At 52.8% G+C, this 22,447-nt stretch carries 16 protein-coding genes and 1 tRNA gene; 11 read left to right on the top strand and 6 right to left on the bottom strand.

Features of this window, described 5'->3' with window-relative positions:
• The first annotated feature begins 51 nt into the window (after nt 1-51).
• From IPI29_10950 to IPI29_10935, 4 genes are all read left to right on the top strand, one after another.
• The gene (locus IPI29_10950) at nt 52-624 is read left to right on the top strand and encodes a hypothetical protein (GenBank protein ID MBK7413060.1); all 573 of its coding nucleotides are present in this window, start codon (nt 52-54) and stop codon (nt 622-624) included.
• A gap of 263 nt (nt 625-887) precedes the next feature.
• On the top strand, nt 888-2,582 hold the full coding sequence (locus tag IPI29_10945) for a DUF1800 domain-containing protein (GenBank protein ID MBK7413059.1): 1,695 nt from the start codon (nt 888-890) through the stop codon (nt 2,580-2,582).
• A gap of 10 nt (nt 2,583-2,592) precedes the next feature.
• Complete coding sequence (locus IPI29_10940; protein ID MBK7413058.1) at nt 2,593-4,197, top strand: DUF1501 domain-containing protein; 1,605 nt, start codon at nt 2,593-2,595, stop codon at nt 4,195-4,197.
• 36 nt (nt 4,198-4,233) lie between these two features.
• A complete protein-coding gene (locus tag IPI29_10935) occupies nt 4,234-5,442 on the top strand; it encodes a glycosyltransferase (GenBank protein ID MBK7413057.1) in 1,209 nt (402 codons plus the stop codon).
• Here IPI29_10935 and clpX read toward each other — a convergent pair.
• The 5 genes from clpX to IPI29_10910 all read right to left on the bottom strand — a co-directional run bounded on the left by clpX (nt 5,420) and on the right by IPI29_10910 (nt 9,213).
• Entirely contained in the window at nt 5,420-6,697 is a 1,278-nt protein-coding gene (clpX, locus tag IPI29_10930) for an ATP-dependent Clp protease ATP-binding subunit ClpX (GenBank protein MBK7413056.1), read from the bottom strand. The two genes, IPI29_10935 and clpX, sit on opposite strands and share 23 nt — an antisense overlap.
• Nucleotides 6,698-6,742: 45 nt before the next feature.
• Nucleotides 6,743-7,333 (bottom strand): ATP-dependent Clp endopeptidase proteolytic subunit ClpP, encoded by a 591-nt coding sequence (gene clpP, locus IPI29_10925; protein ID MBK7413055.1) that lies wholly within the window; start codon nt 7,331-7,333, stop codon nt 6,743-6,745.
• Nucleotides 7,334-7,349: 16 nt separating this feature from the next.
• Nucleotides 7,350-8,615 carry a trigger factor gene (gene tig, locus IPI29_10920; GenBank protein MBK7413054.1) on the bottom strand — a complete coding sequence of 422 codons (1,266 nt, stop codon included), beginning with the start codon at nt 8,613-8,615 and terminating at the stop codon, nt 7,350-7,352.
• A gap of 33 nt (nt 8,616-8,648) precedes the next feature.
• Nucleotides 8,649-8,729: transfer RNA gene (locus tag IPI29_10915), tRNA-Leu, on the bottom strand.
• Nucleotides 8,730-8,883: 154 nt separating this feature from the next.
• Nucleotides 8,884-9,213 carry a tRNA-binding protein gene (locus IPI29_10910; protein MBK7413053.1) on the bottom strand — a complete coding sequence of 110 codons (330 nt, stop codon included), beginning with the start codon at nt 9,211-9,213 and terminating at the stop codon, nt 8,884-8,886.
• Between the two features lie 157 nt (nt 9,214-9,370).
• Between IPI29_10910 and IPI29_10905 the strand changes: the two genes are divergently transcribed.
• Nucleotides 9,371-10,687 carry an FAD-dependent oxidoreductase gene (locus IPI29_10905; GenBank protein MBK7413052.1) on the top strand — a complete coding sequence of 439 codons (1,317 nt, stop codon included), beginning with the start codon at nt 9,371-9,373 and terminating at the stop codon, nt 10,685-10,687.
• Here the strand turns inward: IPI29_10905 and IPI29_10900 are convergent.
• A complete protein-coding gene (locus IPI29_10900) occupies nt 10,629-11,186 on the bottom strand; it encodes a phosphatase PAP2 family protein (protein MBK7413051.1) in 558 nt (185 codons plus the stop codon). The two genes, IPI29_10905 and IPI29_10900, sit on opposite strands and share 59 nt — an antisense overlap.
• A 391-nt stretch (nt 11,187-11,577) precedes the next feature.
• On the opposite strand from IPI29_10900, the gene IPI29_10895 reads away from it, so the two are divergent.
• From IPI29_10895 to IPI29_10870, 6 genes are all read left to right on the top strand, one after another.
• Entirely contained in the window at nt 11,578-15,102 is a 3,525-nt protein-coding gene (locus IPI29_10895) for a vitamin B12-dependent ribonucleotide reductase (protein ID MBK7413050.1), read from the top strand.
• A gap of 197 nt (nt 15,103-15,299) precedes the next feature.
• The gene (locus tag IPI29_10890) at nt 15,300-15,662 is read left to right on the top strand and encodes a hypothetical protein (protein ID MBK7413049.1); all 363 of its coding nucleotides are present in this window, start codon (nt 15,300-15,302) and stop codon (nt 15,660-15,662) included.
• Between the two features lie 104 nt (nt 15,663-15,766).
• Nucleotides 15,767-17,914, top strand: coding sequence for a hypothetical protein (locus IPI29_10885; protein MBK7413048.1), 2,148 nt, complete (start codon nt 15,767-15,769; stop codon nt 17,912-17,914).
• 39 nt (nt 17,915-17,953) lie between these two features.
• The gene (locus IPI29_10880; protein ID MBK7413047.1) at nt 17,954-19,603 is read left to right on the top strand and encodes a hypothetical protein; all 1,650 of its coding nucleotides are present in this window, start codon (nt 17,954-17,956) and stop codon (nt 19,601-19,603) included.
• Between the two features lie 28 nt (nt 19,604-19,631).
• Entirely contained in the window at nt 19,632-21,032 is a 1,401-nt protein-coding gene (locus IPI29_10875) for a hypothetical protein (GenBank protein MBK7413046.1), read from the top strand.
• Between the two features lie 64 nt (nt 21,033-21,096).
• The gene (locus IPI29_10870) at nt 21,097-22,422 is read left to right on the top strand and encodes an OmpA family protein (protein MBK7413045.1); all 1,326 of its coding nucleotides are present in this window, start codon (nt 21,097-21,099) and stop codon (nt 22,420-22,422) included.
• The last annotated feature ends 25 nt before the right edge of the window (nt 22,423-22,447 follow it).

The raw sequence follows: 22,447 nt of genomic DNA, 5'->3' as shown, positions 1-22,447 counted from the left end.
CACACCGTGAACATCACGTTCCGATAACGTTATCCGGACGATGTTGGTACCATGATACTCGCTACCATTGGGCTGAGTCTTCTATGGGTGTTTGTGGCTGTGCTCGCCTTTCGTGTGGGCCGCTACATCACAACACCACTCTTCAAACGGTTGGGCCTGTATCGCTACTATTCGCCGATGTTCTTCACACAGCCCTTTGGATCCGGCAGGCTGGAACTGCATCTCGGCACTACTTGGGATTTCTTTGGGCAAAAGAACGTGAGCCAGCAGATCCTCCTCAGTCATCTGGGAGTTGGGATCAAGGGGCTCCTCGATGCCATCAGAGCCGGCGAAGTACCAATGGATACCAAGCTTCGCGGAACGATGTACTTCCTCTCAAGCCACACCATCGAACGCTTCGGATTTGTTGTTCGTAAGCCCCTTCCGCTTGAATACGTTGCATTTCTCTCTAACTACATCGAGATCTGTCTCCTTCAATCGATCGTCCGCCGTAGACTATCCTTCATTGACATCCGGAAGGTGCGGATGATCAATGCAACCGCCCAAGACCTCGTGGAGAACGAAAACTCGCTCAATTCCGCCATCAAACGCGTAACGACGCCCCGTAACGTCGTAACCTCGTAACCCCGTAACCCCGTAACCCCGTAACCCCGTAACCTCGTAACTCCGTAACTCCGTAACCCCGTAACCCCGTAACCCCGTAACTCCGTAACCCCGTAACCCCGGTATAACACCGTTGCCCCGGGCGAGGCGGGGCCTCGCCCCTACGTCGTAACTCTCCTCATCATCATGGTATATTCCACGTATTAAACCCCTTATGCCTTATGAACACTGAGGCCGGGTTTGATGGAACGAGGGAAAGAGCAGAACTCAAGCACGAGGGAACTATGGCAAAGCTTACGGCATATTCCGGAGCCTGGACGAGGAGGGAAGCAGCACATTTGCTGCGGCGAGCTTCTTTCGGCGCATCCAATGAGCAGTTGAACCAGGCGGTGAAAGATGGGTTGGACAAGACCCTTACCAAGCTCTTCACGCCCCTTCCCAAGAAGGATCCTCCCGTGAATTCGGCTGATGGATCGAAGTGGGTGCCAGATGAAGGTCAGGTCTGGACAAAGACGGTGGTGATCTCCGACAGGAATGACCCGTCCACGTCAACTGGCTATGACGTGACAAAGGGGAGCGGCTTCTACAATGGGATCACGAAGACCTGGTGGGTTCGGAACATGATCCACGACCCCGTCTCGATCCATGAAAAGCTCACAGTCTTCTGGTCCAACCATTTCGCAACAGAAATGAGTGCGGTGCAGAATGGCATCTTCTCCTTCAACCTGCTTGCCTACCTTCGCGCGAATGCCTTCGGCAATTTCAAGGACATGACGCGCAGGGTCTCCCTTGATGCAGCAATGCTCCGATACCTCAACGGCAACACGAACACAAAGAAGAGTCCGAACGAGAATTACGGACGTGAACTGCAAGAGCTCTTTACCATCGGTAAGGGACCGGAGATCTCTCAGGGCGATTACACTACGTATACTGAACAAGACGTGCAGGCTGCAGCCAAGGTCCTCACCGGGTGGAGAGACTTTGGTACGAGAGATCTTGTGTTCACAACGGGTGACAGGGATCTGCGCGACAATGAGCCGAAGACTCCGCCGATGTTCGCCGACAATCCGAATACTGTATTCGTTGCAAACAATCACGACACAACGGACAAGCAGTTCTCACAGCGCTATCAGAACAAGGTGATCAAGGGGCGCACGGGCGTCAATGGCGGAAAAGACGAGCTGTACGAGATGATCGATATGATCTTCGAACAGAATGCCACCGCGCACTACATCGTTGGCAAGCTCTATCGCTGGTTCGTGAACAGTTATGTACCGCCGGAAGTGGATGATGAGGTTCTCATCCCGCTGGCATCAGAACTCAAGCAGAATGGATTTGTGATTGGACCGGTGTTGCGTAAGCTACTTGCATCCGAACACTTCTTTGAAGCAGAACTCCGCGGCGCTCAGTTGCGGAGTCCGGCAGATCTCGTGTTGGGACTGATGCGAACCGCTACGACCTGGACACCCCCAACGGACCCTTCGTTGTATAATCGGTTCTATCAAGCGTTCCCAACCGCACTGGCAGGATTGCAGATGGATCTCGTTGAACCGGCGAGTGTTGCGGGATGGGAGGCATACTACCAGTCACCGGACTTCTACCGCATTTGGCTAACAACAGCTACTCTGCCACTTCGCAATGGGTTCACGGACTCCCTGCTCGTGAACAATAATGCACTCGGGCGGAAGCCAATCCTGGACTCGCCGGAGTTTGTGAAGACATTCACCGACGTAGAGGATTCACTCAAACTGATCGATCAGATCAATGAATTGATGTTCGCTGTCCCGTTCTCCGAAGAGACCAGGATGATGCTAGCCGAAGAAGTTCTGATGAGTGGTGGTCGATATTATGAATGGGGCGATGTGTGGAATGCCTACTTCAGTAATCAGTCCAACGCCGCTGCCAGGACCGCCGTGAAGACCAATCTTGATCGGCTTTTCAAATACATGTTCCGCATGGCGGAATTCCAACTTGGTTGAGGAGCTGAACATGAAAAACCAAACGCCCAAGAACGGAATCGATCGCAGATCATTCCTCGCACGCACAACCGGTGCACTAGCTCTTCCGATGTTCATGAACGGGATCCCGCTTCATGCATTTGACGGTCCGGCACTGCACGATCTCTTCAACGTAGAAACAGAGACCGACAGAGTCTTGGTCCTTATCCAGCTCAATGGTGGTAACGACGGACTGAACACCGTGATCCCGTTGAGTGACTACAGTACGTATATGGGGCTTCGGGGAAACATTGCCATCCCCGAGAACAAGGTCTTGAAGTTCCGGGATGACGTTGGTGTTCATCCTGTGATGACCGGCATCCATGAGCTTTGGGGACAGAAGAAGGTGAATCTCGTGCAGGGCGTTACCTATCCGAATCCGAACCTCTCGCACTTTCGGTCAACCGATATCTGGATGAGTGGCAGCGCTTCCAACATCAATGAGACCACAGGCTGGCTTGGACGGTATCTCAATGGAGAGTATCCAAACTATCCCGAGGGATATCCGAACACAACGATGCCCGATCCGATCGCCATTCAGATGTCGGCTGTTGTTGGTTTGGCACTCACCGGCTTACAGCATCAGTCCATGGGGATCGCTCTGCAAGATCCGGAGTCATTCTATCGTCTGGTCAGTGGCTCCGACGCACCGGGCTCTGATCTTCCGTCAACAAAGTTCGCATCGGAGAACATCACCTACGTTCGTGAGGTGCAGAACAAATCGATGCAGTATTCAACGGTGATCAAGGCCGCTGCAGATAAGGCTCAGAACATTGAGACCTATCCAACAGCGAATAAGCTTGCAGACCAGTTGAAGATCGTTGCTCGGCTCATCGCCGGCGGCATGAAGACGCGGGTCTATGTGGTGCAGATGACGGGGTTCGATACACACTCTGCACAGGTTGATGGAGCGGACACAACTCTCGGTGCACATGCCGGACTCTTGAAGCAGGTTTCCGATGCTGTCTCTGCCTTCCAGAAGGATATCGAGAAACTCGGTGTAGGTGAACGCGTGGTTTCGATGACGTTCTCTGAGTTCGGCAGACGCGTCGCATCAAATGAAAGCTTGGGGACCGACCACGGCACGGCTGCTCCGTTGTTCTTCTTTGGTATACCGGTGCAGGACGGCATTGTAGGAAACAATCCGAGCTTGACCGATCTGGAGAACGGCAATCTCAAGATGCAGCACGACTTCCGACAGATCTATGCCAGTGTTCTGCAACAGTGGTTCGGTGCCGATCCGAATGTGATCCGAACAGTATTGTTCGGTGACTTCACAACAGTTCCCGTCATCAAGACCTCACCAACAAGCGTTGCCGAGACCGAAGTTGGCAATGGCTTCCGTTTTGATCCCATCGCGCCGAATCCGGTTCGCTCAGAAGCGAACATTCGGTACTCCCTTAGCACCACGCAGTACATTCGCCTTGAGGTGTTTGATAGCATCGGCTTCCACGTTGCTACGCTCGTGAATCAAGAACAAGCCGCAGGTGAGTACACCACTCCATTCGCCGTGAGTGCTCTCCCAAGTGGCACCTACATGGTGCAGTTGAGAGCGAACGGCGATCGTAGAACACAGGCAATGGTCGTTGTTCGATAACCGTGACATTGAGGGTGGGTATATTCGTCCTTACCGATGAGTTGCCCACCCTCCAAAGTCGCCGTTATCCTCTCGCGGTTTCCCTATCCGCTTGAGAAGGGTGATAAACTTCGCGCATACCAACACCTCAAGAATCTCGCAGCGTCGGGACATGAGGTGCATGTGATCGCGCTTTCAGACGTACCGGTCACCGCAGAACATCAGGCAATGGTGAGCCCCTTCTGTGCTTCGATCACAGTCTTGCCACTCTCATTCACAACGCGTGTGTTCAATCTGCTACGTTCGTTTGTGAGGGGGCTTCCGCTTCAAGTAGGGTACTTTCTCTCTCCGCATGCTCAGAGGCGCGTGAGAGAGCTCCTGCGGACTCTACAGCCGGACCTTGTGTATTGTCAGCTCATACGCACCGCCACCTACTTTGCCGAGAGCGGTTCACACGCTCCATCGGTCATCGACTACCAAGACGCGTTTTCTCGAGGGACAGAGCAGAGGGTCTCCACAGCCCCCTGGTACTTGCTTCCTTTGTACAAGCGTGAGTTGCGAACCGTTCGTGCGTATGAGTCGCGTTCTGCTGCTTGGTTCAACGAACATATCATCATCTCTGAACAGGATCGGGTCGTGATGTTCCGGTCTGGTGGACACAACGTAACGGTCCTACCGAATGGGATAGACACGGAATATTTCGCTCCACAGGATGTTCCGAAGACCGTGGATGTGGCCTTTGTTGGCAACATGAATTACCCACCCAACGTTGATGCCGCCATCTACTTGGTGAACACCATCATGCCGATCGTATGGCAAACGATGCCTCATGCACGAGTTGTGATCGCTGGTGCATCGCCGCATCGAAGTGTGCGGGCACTGGCATCAGAGCGTGTTGAGATCACCGGATGGGTTGACGATATCCGCTCATGCTATGCTGCGTCTCGAGTCTTCGTTGCTCCGATGAGGATCGGAACGGGACTTCAGAACAAGCTTCTAGAAGCGATGGCAATGGGTGTAGCATGTATTACCACCCCGATAAGCCACGAACCGGTGGGCGCCCGAGCTGATGACGAGATCCGTGTTGGAGATTCGCCGGACTCTCTCGCCGTGCACATCATGGATCTTCTTGCGCATGAGGCCGAAAGGGAGCGGTTAGCAGAGGCAGGACGCAACTATGTGACCAGCACGTATGCTATGGAGCACACGCGTACGGTGTTGAACGACGTCTTTGCAAGAGCGCTTATGCGCGGCCGCGGGCAGTAGCCTGTTCGCTGAGTTCGAGAAGCGGGGCAGCACCACGCTCAACCACTTCGCTTGTGATGACACACTTGCGAACATTGCCTGCATCGGGCAGCATATACATGATCGGATTCATCACCTCTTCCATCACACCGCGAAGTGCGCGTGCACCTGTGCGGCGAGATTTGGCCTTGGTAACGATCTTTACGAGGGCGTCCGTTTCGAACTGGAGCTCGATGCCTTCCAGGAGAAGCAGCTTCTGATACTGCTTTACGATGGCATTCTTCGGGTTCGTAAGAATGTCCAGCATGGCTTCGTCACTGAGTGGATCAAGTGCAGAGATCACTGGAAGTCGACCGATGAATTCCGGAATGAATCCGAAGCGCATCAGATCCTCCGGCTCTACAAGCCGAAGCATTTCGCTCGACTCTTCGACCGTGGCCGCAGTCTGTGCCATAAAGCCCATCGTGGACGGACGCTTCCGTCGGGCGATGATCTTTTCCAGACCTTCAAAGGCACCACCACAGATGAACAGTATGTTCCTCGTGTTCACATAGATAAGGGGCTGTTCCGGATGTTTACGTCCACCCTTTGGCGGAATTCCGGCGATCGTCCCTTCGAGGATCTTCAGCAGACCCTGTTGAACACCTTCACCGGAAACATCACGGGTGATCGACGCAGAATCACTCTTGCGAGTGATCTTGTCGATCTCATCCACATAGATGATGCCGCGTTCGGCGCGTTCTACGTTGTAATCGGCATTCTGGAGGAGGTTCACGATGATCGACTCAACATCATCGCCTACATATCCTGCTTCCGTGAGCGTTGTTGCATCGGCAATAGCGAACGGAACATCAAGGATACGAGCAAGAGTCTGAGCCAGAAGCGTTTTGCCGGTTCCCGTTGGACCGAGGAGGAGGATGTTGCTTTTTTCGATCTCAACATCGTCGAATGCGCTTACGAGATTTTCAGCCTGAATGCGCTTGTAGTGGTTGTAGACCGCTACAGAGAGGACCTCTTTTGCTTCGGTTTGTCCGATCACGTGTCCGTCGAGTTGACGTTTGATCTCGGAGGGGCGTGGCAGTGACTTCACGTCACTACGTAGCGTAGGAGCAGGTTGATTCTTGCGGAGGATCTCAACCGAATTCTGCACGCAAATGTCGCAGATGTAGACACCTTTACCAGCGATCAGGCTCACAACCTCACGAGAACTCCGCCCGCAGAACGAGCAGTGCAATTCCTCAGGATGTCCGGTATTCGTAGTGTCGGTTGTACTCATGTTCCCTGCAATATCATACCATAACGCTGAAATCCCAACTGGGGATCAGGCGGTACGTTCCATGATCTTATCGATCAGACCATAATCAAGGGCTTCCTGAGGCGACATGTAGTTATCGCGATCGGCATCCTTCTTGATCGTTTCGTAGTCCTTGCCTGTATGATTCTGGATGATACCATACAGCGTGTCTCGAATACGAAGCATCTCTTTCGTGTAGATCTCGATATCCGTTGCCTGTCCCTGTGTACCGCCCAGAGGCTGGTGCATCATGATCCGCGAATTCGGTAGGGCAAATCGTTTGCCCTTGGCACCGGCGCAAAGAAGAACCTGAGCCATTGATGCGGCCATGCCTACACAGATGGTAGATACATCCGGCTTCACGAATTGCATTGTATCGTAGATGGCAAGACCTGCGGAAACACTGCCACCCGGGGAGTTGATGTAGATCGAGATGTCCTTATTCGGATCCTCGCTCTGAAGGAACAGAAGCTGTGCGATGGTAAGACTTGCTACGTAGTCATCGATCGGCGTGCCGATGAAGATGATCCGCTCCTTGAGAAGGCGCGAGTAGATGTCATATGCACGTTCGCCACGGCTCGTTTGTTCAACGACCATCGGCACAAGTTGGTTCTGCATGGGCTACTATACTCCGCTAGATGACAGGTTGTTCGGAGTCGACGTTGACGTCGTTGATAATGGCATAGTCTATCAGCGTACGAACTGCCTTTTCAGCGAGGAGTTGATCTTCGACAGTATGATTCTGACGCATGATCATGCGAAGCTGGTCTTCCGGAAGTCCGAAACGTCCGGCTGCAACGGCCACATCCTCATCTGTTACAACGAGCTTCTCTGCATCGATGATCTTATCGCGAATGAGTTCCCAACGAACGATGCGCTCAGCTGACGGACGGAACTGTGGTTCTACATCATGTGCTGTAACGTTCTCGATACCGGGAGCCCCTTCATTACGCTTCTTGAAATCGTCAAAGAGCTGGTGGATCACGGCATGGACAAGGGGCTCAGGGACTTCGAACTCGTGCGACTTCACAAGTTGGTCCACGATCTGATTCTCGAGGCTCTCGCGTGATGCTTGATCGAAGTACTCACTGAGTTGGCGTTCGATATCGGCGCGAAGTTCTTCGGTTGTCTTGAAACGGCCACCCGTGACCATCTCAACGAATTCATTCGTGAATTCAGCGGGAATGACCTGTTGGATGTCTGTTACCGTAACGCGACTATTGCTTGGCTGTTGGTTCTCGTCCTGCGTTTCGGAGACATACGAGAATGTGTCGCCAACCTTGGTATTTGCCAGGGAAGAGCGAAGGTGCATATCCACATTCTCATCTTCGAGAAATACGCGCTCTTCACGCGGCTCTGCCCCGATGATCGGCATGGATGATTCGCGGTCGAGCTCGTGGAGGGAGATCGTTGCAACGAACATCGTTCCCGTGATCTGCTCTGCAGGTTCGAACGTAGCAGCGCGGAGGCAAATGCGATCCACTTCAGCTTGAACGTCCGCTTCGGTCACGAGCTTGATATGTCTGTCGGCAACGAGTCCGCGATACGAGCCTAGTTCGAAGTCGGGCATGATGTCGAACTTGATCGTGAATGTCACTCCAGATGGCGACTTCTGAATATCCGTCAGTGCAGGATTGCCAACAACGCGAAGTTTTTCTTCTGTTGCGAACTTCCGGAACTCGGCGTCGGCGATGGTATCTAGAGCGTCGTTCTCGATGTCGCGAGCAAAGCGTTGCTTGATGATCGGGATTGGAACCTTGCCCTTGCGGAATCCGGGGAGGGTGATGCCTGCTTGTGCTTGCTCGTAGGCGCGTTCGTAGTGCGGCTTGAGCTCACTCTCGGTGAGTTCGATACGAACTTCACGCGTACAAGCTTCCACCTCGATGAGGGTACGTTCCAAGATCCGGCTCCTTGTAGCCAACATTGATAATAGTGCGGAAGGAGAGACTCGAACTCTCACAGGTTGCCCCGCCAGATCCTAAGTCTGGTGCGTCTGCCATTTCGCCACTTCCGCAGAACGGCAAAGATAACAGTGAATAGCGAATAGTGAATAGTGAATAGCGAATAGTGAATAGCGAATAGCGAATAGTGAATAGTGAATAGCGAACAGCGACGGTAAGGTCACGGCATGCCGTGACCCGATGACCACCACCAGCGAAGCGTGTGCGCTACCGTAGGGGGGTGCCGTTGGGGACAGGCATGTCCGGGGTACACAGGGCTACGGAGCCGTCTTCTTGATGGAATCCGGTAACAAGGACCTCGGAGAGCCAGGGTCCGATCTGTTTTGGCGGGAAGCCGCAGACGCACACAACTTGTTTGCCGACAAGGACTTCCGGGGTGTAGAGGTCTGTGATCTGGGCGCTGGAATGGCGAATTTCGCCCCCTCCAAGATCCACCCAGAGCTTAAATGCCGGCTTTTTTGCCTCAGGGAACTCCTCCGCTCGGACGATGGTACCAACGCGGATGTCGAGGAGCTCGAAATCTGACCAAGTAATCATGAGAAAACTAATGACTAATGACTAATGACTAATGACGGATGACTAATGACAGATGACTGATAACAAGATATGTACGGATGTAGTCTGGGAGTTGTTGAGCTAACACAGAGTAACTTGTCATTGGTCATTGGTCATTAGTCATTGGTCATTTGTGCTTGTGCTTGTGATTGGCGGCGGCTGGTCTGGCATCGCGGCGGCGATGGGGCTTGCCATGCGCGGTTGTGAGGTTGTCTTGGTGGAAGAGCGTCCATACCTTGGAGGCCGGGCTAGGTCGTTTGTTGACAGGCAGAGCGGGGACGAGATCGACAATGGTCAGCACGTGATGATGGGATGTTATCACGATCTCTTGCGCGTAGTGCGAGAACTGGGCACTGAGCATATCCTGGAGCGTCAGAAAGCACTTACCGTGGCATTCGTAGACCCGTCTGGTATCCACGATGTTCTCGATGCATCTAGATTGCCGGGAAAGGCCGGGATCGCAGTGGGAATGTTGATGCTTCGAGGGATCGGGCTTCGTTCGCGGTTGGCCGGACTCCGCCTGGCCCTCCGGATCTCACTCGGGAGCGTTACCGGGAAGGGGATGAGTTGTGCCGAGTTTCTCGCTCAGCAGAGTCAGCCGGACGACATCATCCGTCGGTTCTGGGAACCCATCGTTCTTGCTACCCTGAACGCCCCACTCGAGAAGGCCTCTGCGTCCTTGCTGGTTGAAGTGATGCGGCTTGCGTTCTTGGGGTCTACCACGGACGCGCAGTTACTCATCCCGACCGCCGGCCTGAGTGCTTTGCTTGAGCCATTCCCACGGTGGATGCAGGAGAACAACGGCAGGATCATGACAAGCACGTCGGTAGACAGACTTGTCGTCTCTGACGGCGAGATCCGCTCTGCCGAGCTCTCCAACGGCACGTCGCTGTCCGTTGACGCCGTGATCAGCGCAGTCCCCCAGCGGGCGTTGAGTAGACTCCTTGCGACCTCTGAACTTCCCGATGATCTTCCGCCCCCTCCCGAAATGAGTCCGATCATCAGCGTATATCTGTGGTATGACAAACCGTGGATGCCGTATGATTTTGCTGCTGCTCTTGGGGCCACGGTTCAGTGGGTCTTTGATAAACGTCGGACACGAAATGGGCTGGTTGCACTCACGGTAAGCGCCGGACATGGGATCGTTGCTGAACCCTCGGAAGACATCATCTCCTTATGCGATAAGGAGTTGCGGTTGTTGTTCCCAGAATTGTCGTCGATACTTCTCATAAACGGCGTGGTGATCAAGGAGAAGTGGGCTACACCGCTCTTCACTCCGTTGGACGATGAGAAACGGGTAGAGTGCGGTACGCCTTCTGCCAGAAATCTGTTCTTGGCTGGGGACTGGACCCGGACCGGACTTCCGGCTACGTTAGAGGGGGCTGTCCGGAGCGGATTCACCGCATCAGACGCCGTGCTGAAACAAGGAACAGGAATCCGGCTCCCGCACCGATGATGGCACCTCCCAGTACATCGCTAGGGTAGTGAACACCACAGTAGACACGAGAGAATGTTATAGTCGCCGCAATCGTCCAGAAGATCCATCGCTTATTTGGAAAGAACCCAGAGAGGATCACAGCTGCCGCAGAATTATTCATCGCGTGATTACTGGGGAAGGAGCCCCCTCCCGAACCAACAAGTTGATACACATCGCCTAGAACGAGGTACGGTCTTGGTCTACTGATGACTTCCTTGAGAAGTCGATGACTTGCCTGATCCAACACGGCCACGGCAAGAAGCAAAAGAGCTGCACACCAGATGAGGTTTTTACCCTCCGAACTGCTACGTTGCTGCCATCCGCGTAGAAGCAGATAGCCTATTCCCACAGCATAGAGCGGATACCACCACTTTGTAGTTGTGACAAGGGGCATGAGGAGATCGAACACCGGGTTCGAAAGCCCGTGGTTGACAGCGTAGAACAACCACACATCCACTGAATAGAGCGCATCGATCATGGGCGCAACCTAGGTTTTTTTAGGCCGTGGAGCCTTATATGACCTGTTGAGAATTCGTTGTGTTTCACCCAATCCGACCTATAGTTTTCCACACGGACTGATGTACGTTGACGACGTACCGGACTAACACTATTTTGCCCCCCGTTGTCTCCAAAACGTTGCAGCACGAAGAGGAAGAACAACCGTAAAGCACCTTTGCTTACGACTCGCGTCGTAGAGACAACGTCCAACCTTTTCGATCCCACAACCCATCACCCGAAACGACCTTCAACGGACGGATACTACCCGCACCGCTGCGGTAGCGTCTTCTTGAATCGGTGCCAGGCTGAGCGATCGTTAGGTGTTTTTGCCCGAGGGGGGTAGAACACAATTGCTCATTTGGAGGGACTGCATGAATATTTCGCGCCGGTTTACGACGTCGGGGACAAGCCCGTACGATATGTTCCGGTACTTGGAGAGGGACTCAGTCCTTCGCAATCAGAGTGGTAAAGAGATCTTTCGGATGGACAAGGTTGAGGTACCTGAGGCGTGGTCTCAGGTAGCAACCGACATTCTTGTGCAGAAGTATTTCCGCAAGGCGGGAGTACCACAGCTCGAAGCAAACGGTCAACCGAAACTTGATGAATCTGGAAAGCCACTGACCGGCCCGGAAACCTCCGTGCGTCAGGTCGTACACCGTATGGCAGGATGTTGGCGTTGGTGGGGTGAGAAGTATGGATACTTCGACACGCCCGAAGACGCACAGGCATTCTACGACGAGATCTCCTACATGCTGCTCAAGCAGATGGCGGCACCGAATTCGCCGCAGTGGTTCAACACGGGCCTGAGTTATGCGTACGGGATCACTGGCAGCGCGCAGGGGCACTATTTCGTAGACCCTGACACCAAGAAGCTCACGCGTTCGAGCGATGCCTACACCCACCCACAGCCCCATGCCTGCTTCATTCAGTCGGTAGAAGATGACCTCGTGAACGAAGGCGGGATCTTCGATCTTGCCACGCGCGAAGCCCGCATCTTTAAGTATGGCTCGGGTACAGGCTCAAACTTCTCCAATCTCCGCGGCGAACAAGAACGTTTGTCGGGAGGGGGCGTTTCGAGCGGACTGATGTCGTTCCTCAAGATCTTCGACCGTGCAGCCGGCGCCATCAAGAGTGGTGGAACAACCCGCCGAGCTGCGAAGATGGTGATCGTGAACGTTGATCACCCGGATATCGAGAAGTTCATTGAGTGGAAGGCGAAGGAAGAAGAGAAGGTGGCTGCACTTGTGGCCGGTTCAAAGATCGCATCAACCTTCCTCGAAGCCATCGTTGAAACAGCCGTGGAAAGCGGTGCTGATGAAGCAACGAATGAGCGTTTGCGAATCTTGATCCAGCGCGCCCTTAATCGTGGTGTACCGTACAACATCATCAAGCGTACGCTTGCCTTGGTGAAGCAGGGTATCACAACGTTGGACTTCTCCTCGTATGACACACACTACGAGGGTGAAGCATACCAGACTGTTTCCGGCCAGAACTCCAACAACTCCGTTCGTGTAACGAATGAGTTCATGGAAGCCGTGATGACAGATGGATCATGGGATCTTGTATGGCGGACCAACAGCGAAAAGCGCACCACGGTGAGCGCTCGCATGTTGTGGGAGAAGATCAATCTCAGCTCTTGGAAGAGTGCAGATCCGGGACTTCAATTCGACACTACCATCAACGAATGGCACACGTGCCCGAATGATGGCCGGATCAACGGATCGAATCCTTGCTCTGAGTACATGTTCCTCGACGATACAGCGTGCAACCTTGCATCGATGAACCTTGCGCACTTCTATGATGAAGAAACGCAAACGATGAAGGTAGATGACTATCGTCACGCCGTCCGCCTCTGGACCATCGTGCTCGAAGTGTCCGTTCTTATGGCCCAATTCCCATCCAAGGAAGTGGCACAAAAGAGCTTTGACTTCCGTACGCTCGGTCTTGGCTACGCCAACCTTGGAACAGTCCTCATGATGATGGGCATTCCGTATGACTCACCTAAGGCACTTGCCTTCTGCGGTGCTCTTACGTCCATCATGACCGGTGAATCTTATGCCACGAGTGCCGAAATGGCGCGTGACGTGAAGCCGTTCCCGAAATTCAAGAACAACCGCGACGCGATGCTCCGCGTCATCCGAAATCACAGGCGTGCAGCATACAACGCATTGGAAGCGGAATACGAAGGTCTTACGATCAAGCCGCAAGGCATCGATCCAAACTATTGTCAGGATGAGCTCCTTACCGCAGCTCGCCAGGCATGGGATCGAGCACTGTCTCTTGGGGAAGAGTTCGGTTATCGTAATGCTCAGTCAACAGTGATCGCACCAACCGGTACGATCGGACTTGTGATGGACTGCGATACAACAGGTATCGAGCCGGACTTCGCCATCGTGAAGTACAAGAAGCTCTCTGGGGGCGGATACTTCAAGATCGTGAACCAATCCGTGCACAAGGCCCTCACAAAGCTGGGCTATAGCGACCTGCAGATCGATGAGATCGAGAAGTACTGCACGGGTCACGGCTCCATCGCAGGATGCCCGCACATCAACCGTCAGTCTCTCAAGGCCCTCAACTTCACAGATGCTGCCCTCGAAGCCGTGGGTAAGCAGCTGAAGGACACCTTCGACATTCGGTTCACGTTCAATCGCTACACACTTGGTGATGAACTGTGCCATGCACTTGGCTTCACAGATACCCAGCTCGACGATCCGGGCTTCGATCTTCTCACCGGCCTTGGCTTTACCTCCAAGCAAGTTGAAGAAGCCAATGATTATGTCTGTGGAACGATGATGATCGAAGGGGCTCCTCACATCAAGGACGAGCACCTCCCGATCTTCGACTGTGCTAACAAGTGCGGTCGGCGCGGCGAGCGCTACATCGATTACATGGCACACGTTCGCATGATGGCCGCAGCGCAGCCGTTTATCAGCGGCGCTATTTCCAAGACCATCAACATGCCTGCCGAAGCCTCGGTAGACAATGTGGGCGACGTACACCTTGCTTCTTGGCGCCTCATGTTAAAGGCCATTGCCCTTTACCGTGATGGTTCAAAGTTGTCTCAGCCCCTTAACGCCAGCAACGACCACTTTGACGAGTTGGTTCTGTTGGGTGACAAGGACGATTGGGACGAGACCGTTGACAACAAGGCCCTTCAAAAGGTCATCGTTGAGCGCGTTTACCAGATCGCTGAACGCCGTCGTCTTCCAAAGCGCCGGCACGGCTACGTCCGCGAAGCAACTGTTGGCGGCCACAAGGTCTACCTCCGTACCGGCGAATTCGATGACGGCCAGCTTGGAGAGATCTTCATCGACATGTACAAAGAAGGCGCATCGTTCAAGGGGCTCCTCAATTGTTTCGCTGTTCTTGCCTCCAAGGCGTTGCAGTATGGCGTTCCTCTGGATGAGCTCGTGGACACCTTCACCTTCACGAGATTTGAGCCAGCCGGGTTTGTTGATGGACACGAAGCCATCAAGAATGCCACGTCAATCGTGGATTACATCTTCCGAACACTCGGATACGATTACCTGAAGCGGACGGATTTTGTGCATGTGAACGCTGTGGACCAGCCAACCCTGCCAAAGGGTGACCAAGGCACACCGGGAGGTCAGCCATCATCAGACGCACCGTCTGATGTACGCGGAACGTCGGATGACCCTACGTCCAGTGAGCCCCCTGCCACCTTCGACGATGTGATGGAAGCTGTGAGTGGAAATGGGGATTCTCAGTCACAGGCGGATGGTACGGAGCCCAAGAAGTTCGATGCCACCAAGTTTGACCCGAAGAAGATGGGCTATACCGGCGAATCCTGCTCAAAATGTCAGTCCACCCAAGTGGTTCGGAACGGTGCGTGCACGATGTGCCTAAACTGTGGAACCACCACGGGTTGCAGCTAGTAAGCATACAGCGAATCTCAGCAACGATCCCATTCTGAGACTCAGAATGGGATCGTTTTTTTTCGTAGAAGGGTATTCATTCACAATATGACTGCTCTTGGCACGGAAATTCCTTTGGAGAACAGGCAGTTACGGCCTATTTTTCGAGCCGTTTCAATAAAAGACAACGTGATTACCCATCGATTCAGGAGTTCGGCATGAAGATTCGCATGATCGCGATGACGGCAATTGTTGCCGCCGCATCCTTCGCCGTTGCCACAGCTGGTGTGAAGTGTGACGAAAAAGCATCTGCAAAGAAGGCAAAATCGTCCTCATCGTGCTGCAGCAGCACAACGGCAGCCGCCAAGAAGGTCTCTGCTACGGAAGATCATTGCTCAACAACGGCTGTAAAAGCAAAGGAAAGCTCAGAAAGCGCTTCTTGCTCAACGACCGGTGTAAAGGCTAAGAAGGTCAGCAACTCGTCCTCATGTTGTTCGATGAAGGCCAAGGATGTAAAGTCTGCCGCCATCACTCCATCTACAGAAGCAGCAGTTGTAACGCCGTCCACGACGGAAAAGTGACGATATTGAAGAAGTGAGACAAACGGGAATCCTGCTAAAGCAGCAGGCTTCCCGTTCTTGTCCTGAACGGAGGGATCTGTTCACCCATTACCTAGAGGAACGCCATGTCCAAGGGCGGAGCTGGCAAAGTTTACTTTGTATTGTATCTAGCTGTTATTCTCGAGCTCCTGATCATTATCGTGGAGCGAGATGAAGCTGAAGAGCACCTTATTGCAAAACAGAAGGAGTCGATGCGCATCGTCGAATCGATCCTTTCGCAATTGCAGGTTGGTGCCGGATCTGAAGGTATCAATACGCGTCCTCAGGATCAGATCACGATCCCACCTCCCGGCGTTAACGTCAAAGAGGCGATCGGTGCAGATATCAAGCCTGAGCGAAAATACCTTGTTGAAGTTGGCATTACCGACGTTACATCTGCCCTGAAGATGACGGAGGCAGAGGAGCCGGAAGAGTATCTCGACCGTATCAAGCGCTTCCTGCGTTTGTCCAACGTGTCGGATATCAAATACGAGATCCTCTATAACAACGACCAGACGGACGAACAGGTACCGCAAGACCCTGCTACGTGGCAGCCAAAGATCGTTCAAGATCTGAAGTTGAACTATCAGGAGATGGAAGGTCAGGTTGAGGCACTCTTTGAACGCAACAAGACCAATCCGCAAGCCTTCACAGATGGTATGCTCGATGTTTTAACTGCGGCCTCGTACAACGTTCCGCAGACGTCGATGTTCAAGCCGGGTCGCGTAACGGAGCCTGAATTCTATTATTCCAAGGACGAGACAACCAAGCTCGGCGCCGTGGTTTCGAAGAAGAAGCGCTCCTTTGTTGTGAACTTTGAACCGAAGGAAGCCGGCTGGTATAAGCTCCGCTTCTCCTCTCGTACAAACAAGATCCTTGGTGTCTCCATTAAAGAAGGCGCCGGATTCGAGATCGATCCGGAAGAGAAAGTGAATATCGGTACGGTTCAGCTCAAAGTGAAGGACCTTCTCAAGGTGCGTGATCAGCTTGTGAAGCATACCGAAGGACTCCCAAGTCTTGAACTTGCACGTACTGATCTGGATGCCTTTGATCAAAAGCTCGATGAGCTAACCAATGGCACCGATGATATCAATGAGAAGAGCCGCATCGGACTGTATGGTGCCATCATTAAGCTGACAACACCAGGCATTAAGACAGAGAATGCTTTTAAGCAGAACCAGGGCGAGATCGAATTCAACATTCGAGTTCTCAAGCCTGCTCCTCAGATCACAGATCCAAAGATCGCCGATCTGAAGACCGTGGTGCGTGTCTTTGATAAGCTCGCATCGTTGAAGCTTCCAATGTCTGTAACTCCATCCAATGGCCAAACGGTCTTCTTGAAGAATCCGGGCAACGCTCAGGTCGTTGGTGGAGCAGCTTCAGCCTCGGCCTCTGGTGGTGGTACGAAATGGGTCAATAAGGATCTGAGCATTCAAGTTGCAGGGAACCTTGCCCCACGCGAAGAACCATATGTGTTTGAGCTTCAGCAAAAGAATGCATCAAAGGCATCGGAAGCTGTGCAATGTTCTGTGTATGTGTATAGCTCCGGTCTTGCTAATGCTGACGAAGTGAAGAGTGCTCTTGAAGCCTCATGGGGCGATGCACTTGAACTTGTTGCTTCGCCAAATTCCGGAAACACGATCAAGCCGGACGAGTTCATCATGAACTTCAATCTTGGAGCAGGCACACAGACACCGCCTATCCGTAAGCTGTCGATCGGTCAGAGTGATAACGTCAAGGTTCCACCTGGGACCGATAACGTTCAGCTGACGATCTCCTGGAAGGACCCGAACTCCGGTGATGTGGTTGAGCTCTTCAATGGCAGTGGCGAAGTGGGCTTGAAGAAGCCCCTTGTCCTTACCCAAGACATCAAGGTGGACCCGATCATGAACAATAGTGATCCGGAGTTCAAGGTTCGTGGGATCATGGTGAAGCCACCGCAGATCTCTGATTCTGAGCGAGCTGAAGTTGGTGACGTTGAAGTTCAAGTTTCGTCATCCAATGTTCGCGACCTCAAGACAAACACAACGTACAAGGTTGCCGTGGTTGGTAAGGCACGGAAGATCTCCGGCAACGAGTACGAAGTAACATTGAAGCTTGCTGGTGGAAAGTTGCCGTTGACCAAGGGACAGGTCAAGGGGAACGTTCAGCTGTCGATCTCCGCAACAGCACGATCACAAGGTGCAACCTCAAAGCCACGTGTAAAGACGCAGCCGATACAAGTGGCCAACTAAAAACCGAATTTGAAGATTCGAAGCATGTCAAGGAACACCATGACTTCCACGAGGACAATCATCTGCTCACTTCTGTTTGCGGCCATCGCTGTGGGGACGATGCCGGCGCAACAGAATTCGCAGGTGTCCAGTATTCTGGACAAATACAAAAACTGGCGGTACGGAATGATTTCCGTCTTCCGCGTAAATGAGGAAGATGGAACGGTCAATAAGCTGAATATGCTTCTTGGCCCACCAGAGCCAGTTATTCCTGAAGAAGCAAAGCAGTGTCGCACCAAGGACGAGATCGAAGGATATGTCCTTTCCGGCGGTGAAGGTGCTGACGAAAAAGAATATCAAAAGTGGATGCGTTCTCCTGGCTGTAAAGCCTACGAGCGTTACTACTCTCAGCGAGTGGCTTGGGAAAAGGCACAGTTCAAGAAGGCATTTGTTGTCACCACGCGCTATCAGCCGGGTGAGCCTTTCCGAGTGATCGCTCTTCTTGTTCAAAAGAACACAGAGAGTTTCTATGGTCTTCGTCAAGATCTCGACCCACCAAGTGGGAAGTATCTGGCCAATGAACTCGAAGCAAAGCAGCTTGATGAGCAGATCCTTGTCAGCGGTGTAGCCAAGAAGGGCCGCGAGATCCTCGAGACAACTACAGCAACATTGTATGAGTATTTGACCAACCAGGTCATTCAGGGGAATATGGAAAACGTTACTCCTGAAGCTCAAGGTATCGGCGAAGAAGGCATTCGTTTCGTGAAGAAACGGTATGGCACAACGGAAGGCATCAACGAAGACTCGTCGCCTCTCTATATGCGTATCACGGAAGGCCTTCCGCAGAACTATCAAAACAACAATGAGATCATTGTGAGTGCGCTCGACGGAGTATCGTACCGTCGCTTTGAGCGTCCTGTGATCAATGAAGGTGAAGTTGATTCAGCAGTACCAACCAATGCCTATCTCCCGAAGTATGGAGTAGAGCTGAAGTATGGACTGGAAGACATCAACTACCCGTCGATCTGGTCTGAGCGTCTCACCTTGAATGCTGTCTGGGGTGCATCACACCTTGGCGTTGTTCTTCCAACCAGCGGTTGGTCCAGCATCTCTAAGGACCTTGGTGCAACTCAACGCATGACAACCGGTGGCATGGGTATCAATGGTGCCTTTGACTTCCCGATCCGCGTGATCTCGGAATCCGGTGTCTTCCACGTTGGTGGCAGCTATGTCTTCTCTGACGCTGTAAAGTCAGACCATCAGGTCTACAACATTGCGACAAATCTGAACGAAGACTACCTCGTACGTTTCCACGCAACGATGCAATACACCTTTGCGATTCGGATCGATGAATCATTCATGTTCCGTATGCGCCTTGGTGGTACCGTCTATAACATGGAGTCATGGGCTACAACGGCCGGACAGGATCTTGATACAGCCGTTATCTATCGTAAGGTGGACAATCAGACAGTTGGCGGACTCTCCGGAGCCGTTGACTTCATGGCAACCGCATGGTCGACTCCCGTCGGCTTCACGTTGTCGTACTTCGACGAAACGATCCTCGGCAAAGCTTGGCTTCAAGTGCCGATCATGGATCAATTTGCCGTACGCTTCGATGCGCGCATCTTCGCTCCGGTGTTCCGCGACCCACGTCAGTGGGAGAACGACGCTGTAGTGATGCCTGCCGTGAACTTCATCTTCAACTTCTGACCCAACGCGCAACGAAGGAAATAGCTTTATGCAGATCATGTACCGTTTGACCCTAAGTGTCGTTGTTGCGTTCGCATGTGTAGCCGTTCCGGCTCAGACACAGACGTTCGCCGATACGGCACTTACGGCACTGAAGACGATCGACCCCGAGATCCTCCAGTATTTTCCTCGTTGGAGAATCTGTGAACCTGATCTCCAAGTTCAGATCAAGCAATCGTTTGCCCTGATGGGGTATCCGAAGGCAAACCTCGATGACAAGTCCATCGTAGTGACCGCCGCTCCAGTCAAGGAAGGCGAGCAAGGACAAGACTTCGAACTCATCCTGATTGAATGTGGTTCCGAGCGCATGGTTGCATCGGAGATCTCCTCGAATATGAAGCGCTTGGCAATGCGTCTCGCAGATGGCAAGCGACCATACTGCTACAACGAGATCCCTCCATCGGCCCCACCGTCTGCACCACAGATCGCCGAGATCATCAGCTACATGGAGCCAACGAATGTTACCCACTCGTTCACGCTCTCTGCGTTTGAGCAGTCTCTGAAGATCGGAACATCTGGCTTTTGGCTCAAGGCCTCTATCGGTACGGATCAAGTTGGCTACACGTTCTGGTCATCCGGCGAAGGCCGTGTGTTCCTGCAACGCCCCCTGTATGAGAACTCGGACCCCGACACACGTAAGGCTATCCCGTATCTCATCAATGCTCGACTTGGATTCGGCTACCGCATGACGGGGAATCTTGATGGTCAGAGCCGCTTGCTCGACTTCATCCCTGGTCGTAAGCTCAACGGTTCTGCTGGTGGTAAGATCGTTGGTGGTCTCGACTTCCATATGCCATTCCATCCGCAGTTCGGTCTGGGCTTGAACATCGAACTTCCGTTGCAAAGCATCGATCCAAACAACACGATCGACGTTACATCGTACTACATCTTCGACATCGGTAACCGTCGCGTTACTGCTCCGTCCTATGTTGTCGATCCATACGCAACAACGGCCATCATGCGTTCAACGGGCCAGGCAACGTTGTTCTACAACCTCTGGCTGGATCGTAAGGTCCCAGAGAACTTCTTCCGGTTCGACGTAGGTCTCAACTATGCAGAAGTTCAGGAAGCTGCTGTATTCCTCGATACTACCGACGGTAAGAATGTGCAGTTCCTTGGTCGTGATGGCGTGAATGGCCTGAACACCTGGAAGCCGAATGAAGCTCTTGATTGGATCTATGCCAAGGTTGAGTATCGTAATCAAGCGGCCTTCCCATTTGGTATCAGCCTCCAGTTCTCAAATCAGATCCTTCTGGCTCGTGCCTACATCCCTGTGTTCGGAGATTGGTTCTACCTCGAAGGTCGCTATTCAACGCCATTGCGTGATGCCCGTCCATTCGAAGTGGAGAACTTCTTTATGTTCTCACCTGTCCTCCGACTCAACTTCTAACGAAATACCATGATCGACAAAAGCCCCTTTCATGTGGATTGAAGGGGCTTTGTCGTTTTTAGTAATGAGCAAACGTTTACCATACCTCACACTCTCGGTCATTGCGCTTCTTGCGATGTCAAACGTCCTCCTGTATGGTCAGGACTCCCTCGACAAGGCCCGCAAGGTTGCAGAAGATGCCCGTGTGAAGTCGTCGCTGGACGGCGTGCGGATGACGATCCAAAACGTTGACATCACGCGCTTCCCTACGATCAAGCTGATCGTGGAAGTTCTCGATGACAGTGCTCGCGTCATGGATACGATTGACCCAAAGACCCTTATCGTAGTTGAGAACGGCGTTCAGAAGCCGGTGATCAACGTAGAGAAGGTCACGATCCAAGAGCGGATCCCTGTGGACTTCATGTTCCTCGTTGACATCACGGGAACGATGCAAGCACACATCAACGGAGTAAAGGACAACATCGAGGGCTTCGTTGAGGCGTTGCGTAATCGCGGTATTGAGTACCGCCTTGGCCTTATTCTCTTCAGTGACTTTGTTGAGCGTTCCTACCAACCTACGTCCGATGTGAAGGAATTTCTGTCGTGGATGGCCAAGGTTTATGCCAGTGGCGGCTTCGACGAAAAAGAAAATGCTCTTGAGGCCATCAAGGACGTAGCCCGTACGAAATGGGTGCCGGCCGCCAACCGTGTTGCTGTGATCATCACGGACGCCCCCTACCATCAATTTGGAGAGAAGGGGAACGGGCGGACCTACATGACAACGGAGACGATCATTCCATTGCTCAAAGACAACAATGTCCGTTTGTTCGCCATCGTCCCGCCCCAACTGGAAGAATACAAGGTCATCACAGAGGCAACACGCGGGGCAGTGTTTGACATCAAGCAGCCTTTCTCGCGCATCCTCGACCAATATTCCACGCAGCTCACGAATCTCTATGCAGTTACCTACCGCAGTGATTCCAAGATGGTGCGGGACTCCATCAACGTTGCTATCCTCGATGAGCGGAAGCGAGAACTTGTAAAGCAGATCATTCCGATCGTGGAGATCGGCCGCAAGTTCATCATTGAAAACCTGCTCTTCCCAACCAGCAGTGCAACACTACCGCCAAAGGTAGAAGAACTCGAAGTTCTCATGGAGTTCATGAAGAGCCGTCCGGCAGTCCAAGTGCGCATTGAAGGTCATACCGACAACACAGGCTCCCTCCGTGCGAACAAAGCCCTCTCACTCGCACGTGCAGAGACAGTGAAGGCCTACCTCGTCCAGCGTGGCATCGATCAACGTCGGATCCAGACCATCGGTCACGGACCATCACGCCCTATTGCCGATAACGGCACCGAATTCGGTAGGGGGCTTAATAGACGCACTGAGATCGTCATCATCGCGAAATAGCCATTCGCTATTCTTTTCCCATGAC

The sequence above is a fragment of the Ignavibacteria bacterium genome, assembly GCA_016707005.1.
Lineage (GTDB): Bacteria > Bacteroidota > Ignavibacteria > Kapaibacteriales > Kapaibacteriaceae > UBA10438.
The sequence above is the reverse complement of the archived record's forward strand: the minus strand, read 5'-3'. Positions and strand labels throughout refer to the sequence as shown.

Coding starts and splice junctions, on each gene's coding strand:
- IPI29_10890 (MBK7413049.1), top strand. CDS start 15,300: ATGAAGATTCGCATGATCGCGATGACGGCAATTGTTGCCGCCGCATCC.
- IPI29_10880 (MBK7413047.1), top strand. CDS start 17,954: ATGACTTCCACGAGGACAATCATCTGCTCACTTCTGTTTGCGGCCATC.
- IPI29_10935 (MBK7413057.1), top strand. CDS start 4,234: ATGAGTTGCCCACCCTCCAAAGTCGCCGTTATCCTCTCGCGGTTTCCC.
- IPI29_10900 (MBK7413051.1), bottom strand. CDS start 11,186: ATGATCGATGCGCTCTATTCAGTGGATGTGTGGTTGTTCTACGCTGTC.
- IPI29_10870 (MBK7413045.1), top strand. CDS start 21,097: ATGAGCAAACGTTTACCATACCTCACACTCTCGGTCATTGCGCTTCTT.
- IPI29_10940 (MBK7413058.1), top strand. CDS start 2,593: ATGAAAAACCAAACGCCCAAGAACGGAATCGATCGCAGATCATTCCTC.
- IPI29_10885 (MBK7413048.1), top strand. CDS start 15,767: ATGTCCAAGGGCGGAGCTGGCAAAGTTTACTTTGTATTGTATCTAGCT.
- IPI29_10945 (MBK7413059.1), top strand. CDS start 888: ATGGCAAAGCTTACGGCATATTCCGGAGCCTGGACGAGGAGGGAAGCA.
- IPI29_10895 (MBK7413050.1), top strand. CDS start 11,578: ATGAATATTTCGCGCCGGTTTACGACGTCGGGGACAAGCCCGTACGAT.
- IPI29_10950 (MBK7413060.1), top strand. CDS start 52: ATGATACTCGCTACCATTGGGCTGAGTCTTCTATGGGTGTTTGTGGCT.
- IPI29_10910 (MBK7413053.1), bottom strand. CDS start 9,213: ATGATTACTTGGTCAGATTTCGAGCTCCTCGACATCCGCGTTGGTACC.
- clpX (MBK7413056.1), bottom strand. CDS start 6,697: ATGAGTACAACCGACACTACGAATACCGGACATCCTGAGGAATTGCAC.
- clpP (MBK7413055.1), bottom strand. CDS start 7,333: ATGCAGAACCAACTTGTGCCGATGGTCGTTGAACAAACGAGCCGTGGC.
- IPI29_10875 (MBK7413046.1), top strand. CDS start 19,632: ATGCAGATCATGTACCGTTTGACCCTAAGTGTCGTTGTTGCGTTCGCA.